The organism is Streptomyces sp. NPDC053541 (assembly GCF_044544705.1).
Classification (GTDB): Bacteria; Actinomycetota; Actinomycetes; order Streptomycetales; family Streptomycetaceae; genus Streptomyces.
This window is the reverse complement of the sequence record NZ_JBITXM010000009.1, coordinates 238,583-254,458: the sequence shown is the minus strand read 5'-3', so window position 1 is coordinate 254,458 and position 15,876 is coordinate 238,583. Positions and strand designations below refer to the sequence as shown.

The following is a 15,876-nucleotide window of genomic DNA, read 5'->3' as shown; positions in this document are numbered from 1 at the left end:
CGGTGATCGACGACGGGGAAGACATAACGAGGCGGCCCAGGGTTTCCCGGCTGGCCGAACTGGCGGAGGCGGACCTCGTGTTCCGGCCCGCGCCCGGGGCGCCCGGCGCGCCCGCGACGCCCGGCACGGCCGCCGTCGGCAGCGGAGCCGCCGCCACGGCGGCCCCGGCGGTCACGTCCGGCGCACCGGAAGGGCCGGAGGAGTCCGGCGAGGCGGCGGCCGCCCGCGAGCGGTTCGCCGAGCTGCTCGCCCTGTTCCGGAGCAGCGCCGTGCTCGTCCCCCTCGATCCGTACGGCAGCCTGTGGACCGCCGAGCAGAACGGCGTGCGGTGGATCTGCGCCTTCTCCGACGAGGAGACCCTCGCCCGGTTCGCGTACGCGCAGCGGGAACCGGCCCGCGCCTGGGAGTACCGCGCGGTCCTGGGGGCGCGGCTGCTCGACGAGATGGTGCCGATGCTGCCCCGTCCCGCAGGGGTGGCCCTCGACGCGGGCAGCCCGGACGGACTGCTCTTCCCGCCGGTCAGGGGCATCGTGCCGGACGCGGCGGCGATGGACCTCGACGGCGGTACGCACGACACACACGGGGGTGTGCGATGAGTGGGAACGACCCTTTGCTGGACGCGCCGGTCTGGGCGCTGGTGGAGATCGCGAAGGGCATCGACCTGGCGCACTCCGAGCTGAAGGACCTCGGCATGATCGGTGAGGCCTCGGTGGGCCGCGGCTTCTCCGACCTCGCCCTGACCGGTCTGGAACTCGGCCACGACGGGCTGACCTCGGAGTTCGAGACCTTCTGCGAGCGCTGGGAGTGGGGCGTGCGCGCCCTCACCCTGCGCGGGAACGCCTTCGCCCAGGGCGTCGGCCTGTCGGTGGGGTCGTTCGCCGAGCAGGAGCAGTACGTCAAGGACTCGTTCAAGATCGGCGTCAACTCCCTCAACGGCAACCCGCACCTGTCCGAGGACGAGGTCAAGCAGATGAGCTGGGAGCAGGTGCGCGACCAGCACACCTGGGACAACGCGGACTGGAGCAAGGAGTCCTTCACCGCGGCGCACGAAGAGGTCAAGCAGACCTGGAAGAACACCACGTACGACGTCATGGACGCCCAGCTGGACTCGATGGAGCGGAACGGCCTCATCGACCCGGCCGCGCGTGACCGTCTGGACGAGCAGCTGAAGAAGGACCTCGATCCCGACCAGGCCACCGTCGACCAGGCGGAGCAGCCGCGGTGGGGGGAGAAGCGCTGATGGGCCTCGGGGGACTCGGCGATCTCGTCGACAAGGGCGTCGACCTGTGGGACAAGGGCGTCGACAAGGGCAAGGAGATCGTCGGCGAGGGCGTCGACTACGTCACCGACAAGGCCGGGCAGGGGCTGCGGCACTACGGCTACGACTCGGTGGCCGAGGCCGTCGAGGACTGGGGCGACGAGACCGCGTCCTCGCTGGGCGCCCACGTGGGCGAGCAGCAGCTCGGGCAGACCGAGGAGGCCGACGAGCTGATCCACGGCAAGCCGGAGCGGATCACCGCGACGATCAAGAACCTGCGCGACTTCAAGAAGGCCTTCGACCTCGTCGGCTCCGGCATGAAGCAGCTGGACGCGAGCCACTGGCAGGGGGCCGCGGCCAACGCGTTCCGGGAGCGGTTCGCGCCGCTGCCGCTGGACTGGCTGCGCGCCGCCGACGCGCTGGACGACGCGGCGGGGGCCCTGGAGACCTACGCGAGCGCCGTCACGAGCGCCCAGGGCAAGGCCCGCGAGGCGGTCGCCCTCTACAAGGAGGCGAAGGGGGACTACGAGCGGGCGGCCGAGGCGTACCGGAAGAAGGCCAAGGCCTACAACGACGCCCGCACCGGCGACCATCCCCTGCCGCACCCGGGCGAGTTCGTCGATCCGAGCGGGGAGAAGCGCCGGCGGGCGCAGGAGATCCTGGACGACGCCCGCAAGGCGCGCAACGAGGCCGCCGAGACGGCGAAGGCGGCGGTCCGGGCGGCGATGGCGCACGCGCCGAAGGAGCCGACCGGGCGGGAGAAGCTGAAGGCCGAGCTGATGGACCACGCCCTGGCCCAGGGCTTCGAGCTGGCGCACTTCGGCGGCGGCATCGTCAAGGGCACCGCCGGGCTGATCAACTTCGTGCGCTCGGTCAATCCGCTCGACGTCTACAACCTGACCCACCCGGCCGAGTACTACAAGGGCGTCAACATGACGCTGGCCGGGCTGGCGTCCACGGTCGCCAATCCCGACCGGGCGCTGAAGAACGCCTGGGACGCGGCCAAGGGCGACCCCTCCGAGTTCCTCGGGCGGCTCGTGCCCGAGCTGATCGGCACCAAGGGCAGCGGCCTGGTCCGCGGCGGTCTGCGCGCGGGCCTGCGGGACCTCAGGAAGGGGCTCGACGGCCCCGAGCCCCACGGCCGCGGGCTCGGCCGCGAGCTCGACGGTCTGACCAGCCGCGGCTCGGGGGGCGAGATGCCCTCGCACGAGGACGTGAAGCGGGCCGTCATCGACAGCAAGCCGGAGTTCATCACCGACCGGAAGTGGCCCGACGACGACGGGCGCTACTACGCGAGCCGGGTCATCAAGGGCGGCCGCGCGGACGGCGAGACGGTGCTGGCCGGGCACGGCTACATGGAGCGCTACGCCGGCGAGATGGTGGTCCCCGAGGGCACGACCATCTCGTTCTACGTGCCGCACGGCGAGCGCATCCCGGGCCTCAACGGGGTCGCGGTCGAGGGCGGCTACTATCCGGGCGGAGCCGTGGAGACCTTCGGTCCGGGCGACCGCATCCCCGACTACACGCTCGCCCCGCCGGAGCCCAAGGGCCCGGGGGGATTCACCGTGTACGAGAATTCGACCACGGTGCCGAAACGTACGAACCTGAGCGACCTGCTCAAGGAGAACATGGGCAACGTCCACTGGGCGGCCTGCCGGGAGCTGGAATGAGCGCGGCGCGGCGACGCGGGGACACGGAAGCAGACGGCGGGAAGGGACGGACGCGGTGAGCGCGGAGCAGCAGCACGGCGCGCGGTGGGCGCTGACCTCGGTCGCCCTGGTGGCGCGGGGGCCCGAGCTCGACCCGGACGCGCTCTCGGCGCGGATCGCGCTCCGGCCGACCGCGACCCGGCCGCCGGGGCCGAGCCGGTGGGGCCGCCCGGACGACGTGGACGGCGAGTGGCGGCTGCAGTGCGACGAGCGCACCACCCGGGACTTCCCGGCGCAGCTCGACACCGTGCTGGCGGCGGCCGAGCCGTACGCGGAGGAGTGGCGGGCCCTGCGGGCCGGCGGTGTCGACGTCCGGCTCGTCGTCCGGGGGTACGTGGACAACGACGCCCAGCTCGTCCTGACCGCCGGGCAGACGCGCCGGCTCGCGGCCCTCGGGCTGCCCCTGACCCTCACGCCCAGCACGAGCGAACGGTGACCGCCATGTGGACCTCGATCACCACCTCCCTGGCCGTCACGGGGAGCGACCTGGACCCGGCGGCGGTGGAGCGCGCCCTCGGTTTCGCCCGGCCGGCGGCGCGGCGACCGGGCCTGTCGGTCCATCACGGACCGGGCTGGTGGGCCCTCACGGTCGACGCGGAGTGTTCCGCCGACCTGGACGGGCAGATCGCGGAGCTGGCCCGGCTCGCCGGGCCGCACCTGGACGGGATCGGCACGCTGGCCGGCGCGGGCTGCCGGGTGCAGGTGGCCGTGTCGGGGACGGTGGAGCTCGGGGGCCCGCTGACGCTGTCCCCCGAGTCCGCCGCCCGGCTCGCCGCCCTGGGCCTGCCGGTCTCCTTCACGACCCTGCTGCCGGACAACCTCCCGGCGGAGGACCCGCTGGACTTCCTGGGCTGAGCGGGCCCCGGCGGGCCTCCTCGCGGGCAGGCCCCGGGCCGCGAGGAATCCGGCGGGCCTCAGACCGCGAGGAACGCCTCCACCGTCTCCTCCAGGACCCGCACGCCGTCCCTGGCCCACAGGGCGTCGTTGAAGAGCTCCACCTCGACCGGGCCCCGGTAGCCGGCCTCCGCGACGAGGTCCGCCCAGGCGCGCAGGTCGATCGCGCCCGTGCCCAGCTGGCCGCGGCCGGTGAGGACGCCGGCCGGGAGCGGGGTGGTCCAGTCGGCGAGCTGGAAGGAGTGGATGCGTCCGGCGGCACCCGCGCGTGCGACGGCCGCCGGGGCCCGGTCGTCCCACCACAGGTGGTACGTGTCAACCGTGACGCCCACCTGTGCGGCGGGGAACCGCTCGGCGATCTCCAGGGCCTGGTCCAGGGTGGAGACGGCGCACCGGTCGGCGGCGTACATCGGGTGCAGCGGCTCGATGGCGAGGCGGACCCCGCGCTCCCCGGCGTACGGGGCGAGCGTGCCGATCGCCTCGGTGATCCGGGCGCGGGCGGCGGGCAGGTCCGGGCAGGCCGGGGTGAGGCCGCCGGAGACCAGGACGAGGGTGTCGGTGCCGAGCGCCACGGCCTCGTCGACCGCCGCCCGGTTGTCCTCCTCCCAGCCGTCCGAGGTGAAGAAGCCGCCCCGGCACAGGGTGGTGACGGCGAGCCCGGCGTCCCGTACCAGGCGGGCCGCCTCCGTCACCCCGTACTCCCGGACCGGTTCGCGCCACAGGCCGACGCCCGGGACGCCCAGCCGGACGCACGCGCGCACCAGCTCGGGCAGGGTGAGCTGCTTCACCGTCATCTGGTTGATGCCGAGGCGGTCGAGGTTCACTGCGGGACTCCGTACACGGTGAGGAGGGCGCGCATCCGGGACGCGGCGAGGTCCGGGTCGGGGAACAGGCCGAGGCCGTCGGCGAGTTCGTAGGCGCGGGCCAGGTGCGGCAGCGAGCGGGCGGACTGGAGGCCGCCGACCATGGCGAAGTGCTCCTGGTGGCCGGCCAGCCAGGCGAGGAGGACGACGCCGGTCTTGTAGAAGCGGGTCGGGGCCCGGAAGAGGTGGCGGGACAGCTCCACGGTCGGGTCGAGCAGCGCGCGGAAGCCCGCCGTGTCGCCGGTGTCGAGCACCCGGACCGCCTCGGCCGCGAGCGGGCCCAGCGGGTCGAAGATGCCGAGCAGGGCGTGGCTGAAGCCGTGCGCGTCGCCCGCGATGAGCTCCGGGTAGTGGAAGTCGTCGCCCGTGTAGCAGCGGACGCCCTCCGGGAGGCGGCGGCGCAGCTCGACCTCGCGCCGGGCGTCGAGGAGGGAGATCTTGATGCCGTCGACCTTGTCGGGGTGGGCCTTGATGACGCCGAGGAAGGTCTCGGTGGCCGCGTCCAGGTCCGTCGAGCCCCAGTAGCCCTCCAGGGCCGGGTCGAACATCGGGCCCAGCCAGTGCAGGATCACCGGCTCGGCGGCCTGCCGCAGCAGGTGCCCGTAGAGGTCGAGGTAGTCCTCCGGGCCGCGGGCCGCGGCGGCGAGGCCGCGGGAGGCCATGAGGACGGCCTGGGCGCCCGACTCCTCGGCGACGGCGAGCTGTTCCTCGTAGGCGGCGCGGATCGCGGGCAGGGCGGCCGGGCCGGTGAGCTGGTCGGTGCCGACGCCGCAGGCGATCCGGCCGCCCACGGCGCGCGCCTCCGCCGCTGAACGGCGGATCAGCTCGGCGGCGCCCGCCCAGTCGAGGCCCATCCCGCGCTGGGCGGTGTCCATGGCCTCGGCGACCCCGAGGCCGTGGGACCACAGGTGGCGGCGGAAGGCGAGGGTGGCGTCCCAGTCGACGGCGGCGGGGCCGTCGGGGGTGGTGTCGGCGTACGGGTCGGCGACGACGTGCGCGGCGGAGAAGACGGTACGGGAGACGGGCGGGCCGGCGGCGGCACGCGCGCGGGGTGCGGGGCGCGGGACGTACGCGCGCGTGGAGCCGTCCGGGAGCGGCAGCCGGAGCGTCACAGGGTCACCTCCGGGACGTCCAGGCGGCGGCCCTCGGCGGCGGAGCGCAGGCCCAGCTCGGCGAGCTGGACGCCGCGGGCGCCGGCGAGGAGGTCCCAGTGGTAGGGCTCGCCGAGGACGACGTGCCGCAGGAACAGCTCCCACTGGGCCTTGAAGCCGTTGTCGAACTCGGCGTTGTCGGGCACCTCCTGCCACTGCTCGCGGAAGGGCTCGGTGGCCGGAACGTCCGGGTTCCACACCGGCTTGGGGGTGGTGGCGCGGTGCTGGATCCGGCAGCCGCGCAGTCCGGCGACGGCGGAGCCGTGGGTGCCGTCGACCTGGAACTCGACGAGCTCGTCGCGGTGCACGCGGACCGCCCAGGAGGAGTTGATCTGCGCGACGGCCCCGCCCTCCAGCTGGAAGATGCCGTAGGCGGCGTCGTCGGCGGTGGCCTCGTAGGGCTTGCCCCGCTCGTCCCAGCGGCGCGGGACGTGGGTGGCGACGGTGGCGGTGACCGAGGTGACCCGGCCGAACAGCTCGTGGAGCACGTACTCCCAGTGCGGGAACATGTCGACGACGATGCCGCCGCCGTCCTCGGCGCGGTAGTTCCAGCTGGGGCGCTGGGCCTGCTGCCAGTCGCCCTCGAAGACCCAGTAGCCGAACTCGCCGCGCACGGACAGGATCTCGCCGAAGAAGCCGCCGTCGATCAGGCGCTTGAGCTTGCGCAGGCCCGGCAGGAACAGCTTGTCCTGGACGACGCCGTGCCGGACGCCCTTCTCCCGGGCGAGGCGGGCGAGGGCGAGCGCGCCGGCGAGGTCACCGGCGGTGGGCTTCTCGGTGTAGACGTGCTTGCCGGCGGTGATGGCCCGGGTCAGGGCCTCGACGCGGGCGGAGGTGACCTGGGCGTCGAAGTAGACGTCGACGGTCTCGTCGGCGAGGACGGCGTCGAGGTCGGTGGACCACTCGGTCAGTCCGTGGCGCTCGGCGAGGGCGCGCAGCGCGTGCTCGCGGCGGCCGACGAGGACCGGCTCCGGCCACAGGACCTGCCCGTCGCCGAGGTCGAGTCCGCCCTGCTCGCGCAGGGCGAGGATCGAGCGGACGAGGTGCTGGCGGTATCCCATGCGGCCGGTGACGCCGTTCATGGCGATGCGGACGGTCCTGCGGGTCACGGAGGTGTTCCTCTCGTACGACGGGCGGGGAGGGCGGAGCGGGCGAACCGTAGAAAGCGCTTTCTACGACGCATGACGCTAGCCTGCCGACATCACCGCCGACAAGGGCCCTGGAGGTACGCACACGATGACCGTCACCCTGGCGGACGTGGCCGCCCGCGCACGGGTCTCCCCCGCGACCGTCTCGCGCGTCCTGAACGGGAACTACCCGGTCGCCGCCGCCACCCGGGAGCGGGTGATGCGCGCGGTGGACGAGCTCGACTACGTCCCCAACGGCCCTGCCAGCTCGCTCGCCGCCGCCACCTCCGACCTGGTCGGCATCCTCGTCAACGACATCGCCGACCCCTTCTTCGGGATCATGGCCGGGGCCGCGCAGGGCGCGATCGGCGCGCCGGGCGCGGGGCGGGCCGGCGGCGAGAAGCTGGCCGTGGTGTGCAACACCGGCGGCGACCCGGAGCGCGAGCTCACCTATCTCACCCTGCTCCAGCGGCAGCGCGCCGCCGCCGTGATCCTGACCGGCAGCCCCGTGGAGGACCCCGGGTACCGCGCGGCGGTGACGGCGAAGCTGGCCCGGCTCGGCGAGGCCGGCACCCGGGTGGTGCTGTGCGGCCGGCCGCCGCTCGACGGGGCCGCCGCCACCACGCTCGCCTTCGACAACCGGACCGGGGCGCGGCGGCTCGCCGAGCACCTGCTGGAGCTCGGCCACCGGCGGATCGGTTACGTGGCGGGCCCGGCGGACCGCACCACCACCCGGCACCGGCTGGAGGGCCACCGGGCGGCGCTCGCGGCGGCCGGGGTCGCCGAGGGCCCGGTCGCGCACGGGGGCTACGACCGCGCGTCCGGCCACGCGGCGGTCGCCCGGCTGCTCGCCGAGGACCCGGGCCTGACGGCGGTGGTCGCGGCCAACGACACGGTGGCGCTCGGCGTCTGCGCGGCCCTGCGCGAGCGGGGCCTCGGCATCCCGGACGACGTGTCCGTGGCCGGCTTCGACGACCTGCCCTTCTCGGTGGACGCGGCGCCCGCGCTGACCACCGTCCGGCTCCCGCTGCACGAGGCGGGCGCCCGGGCCGGGCGGCTCGCGCTCGGCACGGAGGACCCGGCGGCGGACGGGCCCGTGACGATCCCGGCGGAGCTGGTGGTGCGGAACTCGACGGCGGCGCCGAGGAGCTGACGGGGCGCCGGCGGGCCCCCTACGCGGTGCGGGGGCGCGGGGTGAGGCCCGTGGCGGCGAGCACCGCGTCGACGGTCTCCTCGACCGTCTGCTCCGCGTTGTCGATCCAGACGCCCTCGCCGGCGATCTCCTCGCGCATGGCCTCGTCGAGGAAGGCCCAGTTGGTCGTCAGGCACTTGTGGCGGGCGTTGTTGCGCTCCCAGGCCTTGTCCGGGCCGGGGGCCAGCACCACGAGGTGCAGCGGGGACCGGGCGTGGGCGCGGTAGAAGTCCAGGTGGGAGCGGCGGACCACGACGTCGTCGAGGACCGGCAGGAAGCCGGCCGCGACGAAGCTGTCGGCGAGCAGACAGGCGTGCCGGGCGCGCAGCAGGATCTGGCGGTCGGCCTCCGGGTCGCCCTCCGGCGTGGGCCAGTGGCCGCCGCTGACGATCAGCTCCTGGAGGTGGTCGACCTCGATGTGCGCGGCCCGCCCGAACCGGGCCGCGAGGGCCGCCGCGACGGTGCTCTTGCCGCTGCCCGGGATGCCCGCCAACAGCAGGGTGCCAGGGGCGGGTTCGGGGTTGTCGACGACGATGTTCTCGAACATCAGGCACGCTCTTCCGGCCGGCGGTACGGGTCACACGGGCGTGACACAGTAACCGGGCCTGCCCGGCGCATCCAGGAGATATTCGGCGCGCAGCAGGTAGTCGGCGGGCCCGCAGGACGGCTCGTCGAGCACGCGGTACTCGGCGAGCGGCGAGCCGCAGTCCACCTTCTCCAGCTGCTGGTCGGGCCAGGCGGCCTCGTTGCGCACGCAGTCGCCGACCGAGAGCCCGGTCCGCTCGCCCTTGCCGTCGCCGGCGAACAGCCCGACGAGGAACAGCACGGGGATCGCGGCGGCGAGCAGCGCGACCGGGGTGAGCACGAGCATCGCGGGGGCGCGGCGCAGCACTCGCCGGCCCGGGTCGAGGGGCGGGCGCACGGCGCCCTGCGGCTCGGGCAGGCGGTTGAGGGCGGCGCGGGCGCCGAAGGCGTTGCCCAGCACGATGAACGGGGTGACGAAGAAGGAGAAGAGGCCCCACCAGCCGGTCACCAGGGTCTCGGAGGTCATCTGCCGGTAGATCGCGAGGCCGCAGGTGCGGCAGAACACGCCGCGCCGGGTGAGCGTGCGCATGATGACGACCATGCCCTGGTGGGCCCGGACGGTGACCGGCACGGCGGGCTGCGCGCCGCACGCCTGGCAGCCGGGTCCCTGGCCGTACCCCTGGGGCGGGACCTGGTGCCCGTAGCCCTGGGGCGGATACGACTGCTGGTGCCCGTACGGCTGGGCGTGCGGTCCCGGCTGCTGCGGCGGGTAGGGCTGCTGCGGCGGATGGGTCATGGTGTGCTTCCCCCGTGTGTCGTCGGCACGTTCGTCGTCGGCACCAGCACCCTAACCGTCGGCTCCGGCGCGGCCTTGCAGCCCTGGAGGGAGGTCAGGGCCACGCCGCCGACGAGCAGGGCGGCGGCGCACCAGCGCAGCGGGCTGACGGACTCGCCGAGGAAGAGGGCGGCGGAGGACATGCCGAAGACGGGGACGAGGAGGGAGAACGGGGCGACGGAGGAGGCTGGGTGGCGGCGGAGCAGCCAGCCCCAGGCGCCGAAGCCGAAGACGGTGGTGATCCAGGCGACGTAGACGATGACGCCCGCTCCGGTCCAGTCGAGCCCGCGCAGCGCGGCCAGGTCGCGGTCCGGGCCTTCGAGGAGGAGGGAGAGGGCGAGCAGCGGCAGGACGGGGACGGTGCTGACCCAGACCATGAAGTTGAGCGGGTCGGGCGGGGCGGCCTTGCGGGTGAGGACGTTGGAGACGCCCCAGCAGACGGCGGCCGTGATCACCAGGAGGAAGCCGGTGAGCGGCCCCGAGGTGCCCTCGTCGACGGCGGCCACGCCGATGCCGGCGAGCGCGACGCCCATGCCGAGCAGCTTGACCCGGCCCGGCCGCTCGCCGAGCGCGAGGAAGGCGAAGAGGGCCGTGAAGACGGCCTGGACCTGGAGCACCAGGGAGGAGAGGCCGGCCGGGGCGCCGAGGCTCATGCCGGTGAAGAGCAGGCCGAACTTGGCGACCCCGAGGGCGAGTCCGACCCCCACGATCCACTTCCAGGCCACCTTGGGCCGCCCGACGAAGAACACGGCGGGCAGGGCCGCGACGAGGAAGCGCAGGGCGGAGAAGAGCAGCGGCGGGAAGTGGTCGAGGCCGATCTCGATGACGACGAAGTTGACTCCCCAGACGGCGGCGACCAGGGCGGCGAGGGCGATGTGGGCGGGGCGCATGACCCGAGGATCACCCGCCACGACCGTGTAGCACCAGCACGGATTCCTTCATGGTTGGATGAAGCACTGCTACAGAAAGGGTCGGGAAGGTGCTCGATCTGGGACGTCTGCGCGCCCTGCACGCCGTCGCCGTGCACGGCACGGTCGGCGCGGCCGCCACCGCGCTCGGCTACACCCCCTCGGCTGTCTCGCAGCAGATCGCCAAACTGGAGCGGGAGACCCGCACGACCCTGCTCGAACGCAGCGGCCGGGGCGTCCGGCTCACCGACGAGGCCCACCAGCTCGTGGACACCGCCGAGCGGCTGCTCGCGCTGGTCGAGGAGGCGGAGGTGCGTCTGGAGGAGCGGCGCGGGCTGCCCGCCGGGCGGCTGCGGATCGGCTGCTTCCCGAGCGCGGCGCGCGGTCTGATGCCCCGGGTGCTCGCCGATCTGGCCCGCCGTCATCCGGCGCTCGACGCCCGCCTCACGGAGGTGGACCCGCACCTCTCGGTGGACCTGGTGGGCCGGGGCGTGCTCGACCTGGCGGTGGCGCACGACTGGGACATCGCGTCGCTGCCGGTGCCGCCGGGGGTGGAGCAGGAGGTCATCGGCGACGACCCGTGCGACATCCTGGTGCCGGAGGGGCACCCGCTGGCGGGCCGGGACGGGGTGCGCCGGGAGGACCTGAGCCAGGAGCGGTGGATCACCCAGCCGCCGGGCACGGTGTGCCACGACTGGCTGATCCGGACGCTGCGGGCGACGGGGTACGAGCCGCTGATCGCCCATCAGGCCGAGGAGAACCACACCCAGGTGGCGCTCGTCGGGGCCGGGCTCGGCATCGCGCTGGTGCCGCGGCTCGGGCGCGGGGCGCTGCCGCCGGAGGTGGTGGCGCTGCGGCTCGACCCGATCCCGGTGCGGCGGCTGTGGGCGCTGTGGCGGACGGGGGCGGCGCGCCGACCGGCGATCACGGAGACGGTGCGGACCCTCCAGGAGGTGTGGCCGGCGATCGCCGCGTCCGGGTGACGGACCGTCATTCCTGCGCGGATCCTTGACCTGGCAGTTAGTTTCCGGCTATCCGTGGCACCTTGGAAGTTTCCTTCACGGAAGGAGCACCAGTGCCCCCCGTCCCGTCCCGACGCACCGTCCTCACCGTCACCGCGGCCGCGGCGGCGGCCGCGGTCACGGGCGTGGCCGCCCCCGCGGCCCTCGCCGACGACCAGCGGATCCCCGACGACACCCTGCGCGCCCTGATCTCCCGGATGTCCCTGGAGGAGAAGGTCGGCCAGCTGTTCGTCATGCGGGTCTACGGCCACTCCGCCACCGCCCCCGACCAGGCCGACGTCGACGCCAACCTCAAGGAGATCGGCGTCCGCACGGCCGCCGAGCTGATCGAGCGCTATCACGTCGGCGGGATCATCTACTTCTCCTGGGCGCACAACACCCGCGACCCGCTCCAGATCGCCGAGCTCTCCAACGGCATCCAGCGGGCCGGGCTCGCCCAGCCGACCCCGATCCCCCTCCTCGTCTCCACCGACCAGGAGCACGGCATCGTCTGCCGGGTCGGCGAGCCGGCCACCCTGCTGCCCGGCGCGATGGCGCTCGGCGCGGGCGGCTCGCACGCCGACGCCCGCAAGGCCGCGCAGATCGCGGGCGCGGAGCTGGCGGCCGTCGGCATCCGGCAGAACTACGCGCCGGTCGCCGACGTGAACGTCAACCCGGCCAACCCGGTGATCGGCGTGCGCTCCTTCGGCGCCGACCCCGAGGCGGTGGCCGCGATGGTGGCCGCGCAGGTCAGGGGCTATCAGCAGGGCGGGGTGGCGGCGACCTCCAAGCACTTCCCGGGGCACGGCGACACGGCCACCGACAGCCACTACGGGCTGCCGACCATCACCCACACCCGCGCCCAGTGGTCCGCGCTCGACGCGCCGCCGTTCCGCGCGGCGATCGCGGCGGGCATCGACTCGATCATGACCGCGCACATCGTGGTGCCGGCGCTCGACCCGAGCGAGGACCCGGCGACGCTGTCGCGGCCGATCCTCACCGGCATCCTGCGCGAACAGCTCGGCTACGACGGCGTGGTGGTCACCGACTCGCTCGGCATGGAGGGCGTGCGGACGAAGTACGGCGACGAGCGCGTCCCGGTCCTCGCCCTGAAGGCGGGCGTGGACCAGCTGCTCAACCCGCCGAGCCTGTCGGTGGCCTGGAACGCGGTCCTGGCGGCCGTGAAGGGCGGGGAGCTGACCGAGGCCCGGCTCGACGAATCGATCCTGCGCATCCTGCGGCTCAAGGCGAAGCTGGGCCTGTTCAAGGACCCGTACGTGAGCGCCGCCGGGGTCGACCGCACGGTCGGCACCGCGGCCCACCTCGCCCACGCCGACCGGATCGCCGAGCGCACCACCACGCTGCTCGTCAACGAGGGCGGCTTCCTGCCGGTCAGCCGGCGCAGCCACCCCAAGGTCCTGGTGGTCGGCGCCGACCCGGCCTCGCCGTCCGGCACCACCGGCCCGCCGACCGCCACCCTGGCCGGGGCGCTGACGGAACTCGGCTTCACCGCACGGGCCCTGCCGACCGGGACGGCTCCGACCGCGGCGAAGATCGAGGAGGCGGTGGCCGCGGCGGCCGGGCAGGACCTGGTCGTGGTGGGCACGTACAACGTGACGGCCACCAGCAGCCAGCGCACGCTGGTGGCCCGGCTCGTGGCGACCGGGGTGCCGGTGGTCACGATCGCCCTCCGCAACCCGTACGACGTGGCCCGGATCACCGGCCAGCGGGCCACCCTCGCCGGCTACTCCTGGACGGACGTCGAACTGCGCGCCGCCGTCCGGGTGCTGGCCGGCCGGGCCGAGCCGCAGGGCCGGCTCCCGGTCCCGGTGCAGGACGCGGCCGACCCGGCCAAGGTCCTGTACCCGGTGGGGTACGGGCTCGGCTACCGCTGACGCGGACGGGCCCGCACCCCGCCGTGCGGCGGGGTGCGGGCCCTCGGGCGATCGGGTGCGGCCGCGGCTGCGGCTGCGGCCTACGGCCTACGGGCGCAGGCCGTGTCCCGGGGTGGCGTCCTCGTCGACCGGCTTGTCGATCCGGGCGTCGAAGCGGGCCAGCGGCCGCGCCGCCTGGACGGCGGGGGCGTCGAGCCCGGCCCAGGCGAGGATGCGGGCGGTGGCCCTGGCCTTCTCGGCCTCGACCAGACCGGCCACGTTGGCGCCGTGGTTGGCGCCGGGCGCGACGTACACGTAGCTGTCGCGGGCGCCCTTGCCGAGGCGGAACTGCTCGGAGCCCCACGGGTCGTTGCCGCCGTAGACGAACAGCATGTGGTTCGCGTTGTTGCGGACCCAGGTGTCGACGTCCCGCATCACCCACGGCTTGAACTTCATGGGGATCTCGCGCGGCACGAAGTTGCGGGCCGGCTGGTAGCCGTAGCGGCTCAGACCGGCCAGGTGCGGCTGGGTGATGGTGGGCGAGCCGAGTTCGGTGGCCGCCTGGTAGTAGTAGGGCGTGTAGCCCTCCAGGCTCTGGTCGGTGTACGCGGCCCAGCCGGAGTAGGCGTCGATCGTCTCGTAGACGGTGTCGTCGCTGGCGGTGGCGGCGTCCGGGATCTGGTCGCAGACGTCCTGGCCGTAGTACTGCCAGAAGCCCCACACGAAGTCGAGCACGACGGCCTCGTAGGCCTTGTCGAGCGAGCCGAGGGTGTGGAAGGTCGAGCCGTCGGCGGCGGCCTGGGCGGCGAGCTTCTTCTCCAGCGGCTCGCGGCGCACCAGCGCCTCGCGCTGCATCGCGTTGAGCCGGTCGCGGCAGTCCTTGGTGCCGACGGTCTCGAAGAAGCGGTCGTAGGCCGAGTCCTCCTTCTCCACCACGTCGTTGGGCGCCACGTAGGCCACCACGCCGTCCATGTCGCGCGGGTAGAAGCGCTCGTAGTAGGTGGCGGTCATGCCGCCCTTGGAGGCGCCGGTGGACAGCCAGTTCTTGCCGTAGATCCTCTTCAGCGCGGTGAAGATGCGGTGCTGGTCGCTGGCGGCCTGCCAGATGTCGAGCTTCGACCAGTCGGCGGGCTGCGGCCGGGACGGCGTGAAGAAGCGGTACTCCATGGAGACCTGGTTGCCGTCCACGATCCGGGTCGGCTCGGAGCGGCCGGGCGTGGTGCTCAGTCCGTATCCGCTGGTGCGGAAGACGGTCGGGCGGTCCGTGTCCTTGTGCAGGACCGAGATCCGCTGCTGGAACGTGCCGGCCCACGGGCGCCGGTGGTCGACCGGCTGCTCGTAGTTCAGGACGAAGAAGCGGTAGCCGGCGTACGGCTTCTCCTCGATCAGGCTCATCCCCGGTATCGCCAGGATGCGGTCCTTGATGTCCGCGCTCTGCGCCTCCGCGACGGCCCTGCTGTCCGCGTCCGGTTCCGCGGCGGTGGCCACGCCGGTGGAGCCCGCGGTGCCTATGAGCACCGAGAGCGACAACAGCCATCTGAGCGACTTGCGCATGCACCCTCCCCTTGGTTCACAACGGTGTCGCGAACCTAGCGGGGTCAACGTGCGGACCGCCAGACCTGGTTGGGCCTTACCTGTGCTTCAGCACAGGATCCAGCCCGTGGTCGTGGAGCGTCCGTCGATGGTGGCGGAGACCCGGACGCAGCGGTTGAGCGCGTGCACCGTGACCGGCCCGGCCTGCCGGCCGAAGCGCCCGGCGTCCACGGCCGCCCGCCCGCCGCGCGGCTGCACCGAGACGGACATCCAGCGCGGCGGCCCCTGCCGCTTGGCGACGGCGACCGCGCAGGCGTACTGCCGGGTGCGGTAGAGCCGCAGTTCCCCGGTGGCGAAGCCGATGGTGCGGGTGGGCCGTCCGGCGCACACGGAGGCGGCCTCGGCGCTGCCGGCCGGCGGTCCGCTGAGGACGATCAGCCCGACCGCCGTGACCAGGGCGAGCAGATGAGCCGCGAGGCCGCGCCCCTTCCCCCGCTGCGACCGCGCCCGCATGTCCGCCCCTCCCCTTGGTTCCCCCGCCCGCACTCGTACAGGTTTACGACGCGGCCGGGCCCGGTTCGGTTGCGCACCGGGCCCGCTCCCCTTCACCCCCGCCGATCCGGAAGGGCGCGGCGGCCTAGCCGGAGAAGTAGCCGGCGACGAGGGCGAGGAAGGTCGCCTCGGCCCCGAGCAGGGTCCAGAGGGCGGCCGTGCGGCCGGTGGCGGGGGTGCGGGGGGTGTCCGGGGTGTTCAGGGCGTGGACCCAGGCCGTCACTGCGACGGCCAGGGTGACCAGGTACGGCCAGCCGGGTATCTCGCCGCAGGTGCCGTTCATCACGCAGCCCGTGCCGCTCTCCGTGGCCAGCGCGAGCACCACGACGAGGACGGTCGCGGGCACCAGCAGCAGCCCCGCCCACAGCGCGCGGGTACGCAGCCGGCGCGCCGGGCTGGGGGCGGGCCGGGGAGCCGGGAGGGGCGGGAGGAGGTCGTCGTTCATGACGCCGAT

Annotated in this window: 17 protein-coding genes; 8 read left to right on the top strand and 9 right to left on the bottom strand. The window is 74.1% G+C overall.

What is annotated here, in order from left to right; all coding sequences use genetic code 11:
- The first annotated feature begins 2 nt into the window (after window positions 1-2).
- Genes ACIGW2_RS23890 through ACIGW2_RS23870 form a run of 5 tightly spaced genes read left to right on the top strand, consistent with a single transcriptional unit; the run spans window position 3 to window position 3,822 of the window.
- Window positions 3-596 carry an SseB family protein gene (locus ACIGW2_RS23890; RefSeq protein WP_399845663.1) on the top strand — a complete coding sequence of 198 codons (594 nt, stop codon included), beginning with the start codon at window positions 3-5 and terminating at the stop codon, window positions 594-596.
- On the top strand, window positions 593-1,240 hold the full coding sequence (locus ACIGW2_RS23885; protein WP_361583388.1) for a hypothetical protein: 648 nt from the start codon (window positions 593-595) through the stop codon (window positions 1,238-1,240). The genes ACIGW2_RS23890 and ACIGW2_RS23885 overlap by 4 nt, the downstream gene beginning before the upstream one ends.
- Entirely contained in the window at window positions 1,240-2,928 is a 1,689-nt protein-coding gene (locus ACIGW2_RS23880) for a putative T7SS-secreted protein (RefSeq protein WP_391655615.1), read from the top strand. The genes ACIGW2_RS23885 and ACIGW2_RS23880 overlap by 1 nt, the downstream gene beginning before the upstream one ends.
- A 55-nt stretch (window positions 2,929-2,983) precedes the next feature.
- Window positions 2,984-3,403 (top strand): DUF4279 domain-containing protein, encoded by a 420-nt coding sequence (locus tag ACIGW2_RS23875; protein ID WP_361583383.1) that lies wholly within the window; start codon window positions 2,984-2,986, stop codon window positions 3,401-3,403.
- Window positions 3,404-3,408: 5 nt separating this feature from the next.
- Window positions 3,409-3,822, top strand: coding sequence for a DUF4279 domain-containing protein (locus ACIGW2_RS23870; protein ID WP_391655765.1), 414 nt, complete (start codon window positions 3,409-3,411; stop codon window positions 3,820-3,822).
- Between the two features lie 59 nt (window positions 3,823-3,881).
- Here the strand turns inward: ACIGW2_RS23870 and ACIGW2_RS23865 are convergent, their stop codons facing one another.
- From ACIGW2_RS23865 to ACIGW2_RS23855, 3 genes are read right to left on the bottom strand one after another with little or no spacing between them, the layout of a single operon-like run.
- Window positions 3,882-4,685, bottom strand: coding sequence for a sugar phosphate isomerase/epimerase family protein (locus ACIGW2_RS23865; RefSeq protein WP_399845658.1), 804 nt, complete (start codon window positions 4,683-4,685; stop codon window positions 3,882-3,884).
- Entirely contained in the window at window positions 4,682-5,836 is a 1,155-nt protein-coding gene (locus ACIGW2_RS23860; RefSeq protein WP_399845656.1) for a dihydrodipicolinate synthase family protein, read from the bottom strand. The genes ACIGW2_RS23865 and ACIGW2_RS23860 overlap by 4 nt, the downstream gene beginning before the upstream one ends.
- Window positions 5,833-6,984: a Gfo/Idh/MocA family protein gene (locus ACIGW2_RS23855; RefSeq protein WP_391655618.1), complete on the bottom strand. Its 1,152-nt coding sequence runs from the start codon at window positions 6,982-6,984 to the stop codon at window positions 5,833-5,835. Before ACIGW2_RS23855 ends, ACIGW2_RS23860 begins: the two co-directional genes overlap by 4 nt.
- A gap of 127 nt (window positions 6,985-7,111) precedes the next feature.
- On the opposite strand from ACIGW2_RS23855, the gene ACIGW2_RS23850 reads away from it, so the two are divergent.
- Window positions 7,112-8,155: a LacI family DNA-binding transcriptional regulator gene (locus tag ACIGW2_RS23850; RefSeq protein WP_399845652.1), complete on the top strand. Its 1,044-nt coding sequence runs from the start codon at window positions 7,112-7,114 to the stop codon at window positions 8,153-8,155.
- Window positions 8,156-8,174: 19 nt separating this feature from the next.
- On the opposite strand, the gene ACIGW2_RS23845 is transcribed toward ACIGW2_RS23850, so the two are convergent.
- Genes ACIGW2_RS23845 through ACIGW2_RS23835 form a run of 3 tightly spaced genes read right to left on the bottom strand, consistent with a single transcriptional unit; the run spans window position 8,175 to window position 10,444 of the window.
- Entirely contained in the window at window positions 8,175-8,741 is a 567-nt protein-coding gene (locus tag ACIGW2_RS23845; RefSeq protein WP_391655620.1) for an AAA family ATPase, read from the bottom strand.
- 30 nt (window positions 8,742-8,771) lie between these two features.
- Window positions 8,772-9,515 carry a hypothetical protein gene (locus ACIGW2_RS23840; protein WP_399845647.1) on the bottom strand — a complete coding sequence of 248 codons (744 nt, stop codon included), beginning with the start codon at window positions 9,513-9,515 and terminating at the stop codon, window positions 8,772-8,774.
- Complete coding sequence (locus ACIGW2_RS23835) at window positions 9,512-10,444, bottom strand: EamA family transporter (RefSeq protein WP_399845644.1); 933 nt, start codon at window positions 10,442-10,444, stop codon at window positions 9,512-9,514. Before ACIGW2_RS23835 ends, ACIGW2_RS23840 begins: the two co-directional genes overlap by 4 nt.
- 89 nt (window positions 10,445-10,533) lie before the next feature.
- On the opposite strand from ACIGW2_RS23835, the gene ACIGW2_RS23830 reads away from it, so the two are divergent.
- Both ACIGW2_RS23830 and ACIGW2_RS23825 read left to right on the top strand, forming a co-directional pair.
- Window positions 10,534-11,445: a LysR family transcriptional regulator gene (locus ACIGW2_RS23830; protein ID WP_399845640.1), complete on the top strand. Its 912-nt coding sequence runs from the start codon at window positions 10,534-10,536 to the stop codon at window positions 11,443-11,445.
- Between the two features lie 92 nt (window positions 11,446-11,537).
- Window positions 11,538-13,358 (top strand): glycoside hydrolase family 3 protein, encoded by a 1,821-nt coding sequence (locus ACIGW2_RS23825; RefSeq protein ID WP_391655624.1) that lies wholly within the window; start codon window positions 11,538-11,540, stop codon window positions 13,356-13,358.
- An 87-nt stretch (window positions 13,359-13,445) separates the two neighbouring features.
- On the opposite strand, the gene ACIGW2_RS23820 is transcribed toward ACIGW2_RS23825, so the two are convergent.
- From ACIGW2_RS23820 to ACIGW2_RS23810, 3 genes are all read right to left on the bottom strand, one after another.
- On the bottom strand, window positions 13,446-14,891 hold the full coding sequence (locus ACIGW2_RS23820; protein ID WP_391655625.1) for an aminopeptidase: 1,446 nt from the start codon (window positions 14,889-14,891) through the stop codon (window positions 13,446-13,448).
- Window positions 14,892-14,978: 87 nt separating this feature from the next.
- Window positions 14,979-15,383, bottom strand: coding sequence for a hypothetical protein (locus ACIGW2_RS23815; RefSeq protein ID WP_391655626.1), 405 nt, complete (start codon window positions 15,381-15,383; stop codon window positions 14,979-14,981).
- A gap of 124 nt (window positions 15,384-15,507) precedes the next feature.
- Window positions 15,508-15,867, bottom strand: a complete 360-nt coding sequence (locus tag ACIGW2_RS23810) for a hypothetical protein (RefSeq protein ID WP_391655627.1) — start codon at window positions 15,865-15,867, stop codon at window positions 15,508-15,510.
- Window positions 15,868-15,876 lie beyond the last annotated feature (9 nt).

Excerpts from the sequence above, each read along its gene's own strand:
- ACIGW2_RS23885 (WP_361583388.1), top strand. The coding sequence starts at position 593 with ATGAGTGGGAACGACCCTTTGCTGGACGCGCCGGTCTGGGCGCTGGTG.
- ACIGW2_RS23880 (WP_391655615.1), top strand. The coding sequence starts at position 1,240 with ATGGGCCTCGGGGGACTCGGCGATCTCGTCGACAAGGGCGTCGACCTG.
- ACIGW2_RS23870 (WP_391655765.1), top strand. The coding sequence starts at position 3,409 with ATGTGGACCTCGATCACCACCTCCCTGGCCGTCACGGGGAGCGACCTG.
- ACIGW2_RS23850 (WP_399845652.1), top strand. The coding sequence starts at position 7,112 with ATGACCGTCACCCTGGCGGACGTGGCCGCCCGCGCACGGGTCTCCCCC.
- ACIGW2_RS23845 (WP_391655620.1), bottom strand. The coding sequence starts at position 8,741 with ATGTTCGAGAACATCGTCGTCGACAACCCCGAACCCGCCCCTGGCACC.
- ACIGW2_RS23840 (WP_399845647.1), bottom strand. The coding sequence starts at position 9,515 with ATGACCCATCCGCCGCAGCAGCCCTACCCGCCGCAGCAGCCGGGACCG.
- ACIGW2_RS23835 (WP_399845644.1), bottom strand. The coding sequence starts at position 10,444 with ATGCGCCCCGCCCACATCGCCCTCGCCGCCCTGGTCGCCGCCGTCTGG.
- ACIGW2_RS23820 (WP_391655625.1), bottom strand. The coding sequence starts at position 14,891 with ATGCGCAAGTCGCTCAGATGGCTGTTGTCGCTCTCGGTGCTCATAGGC.
- ACIGW2_RS23815 (WP_391655626.1), bottom strand. The coding sequence starts at position 15,383 with ATGCGGGCGCGGTCGCAGCGGGGGAAGGGGCGCGGCCTCGCGGCTCAT.
- ACIGW2_RS23810 (WP_391655627.1), bottom strand. The coding sequence starts at position 15,867 with ATGAACGACGACCTCCTCCCGCCCCTCCCGGCTCCCCGGCCCGCCCCC.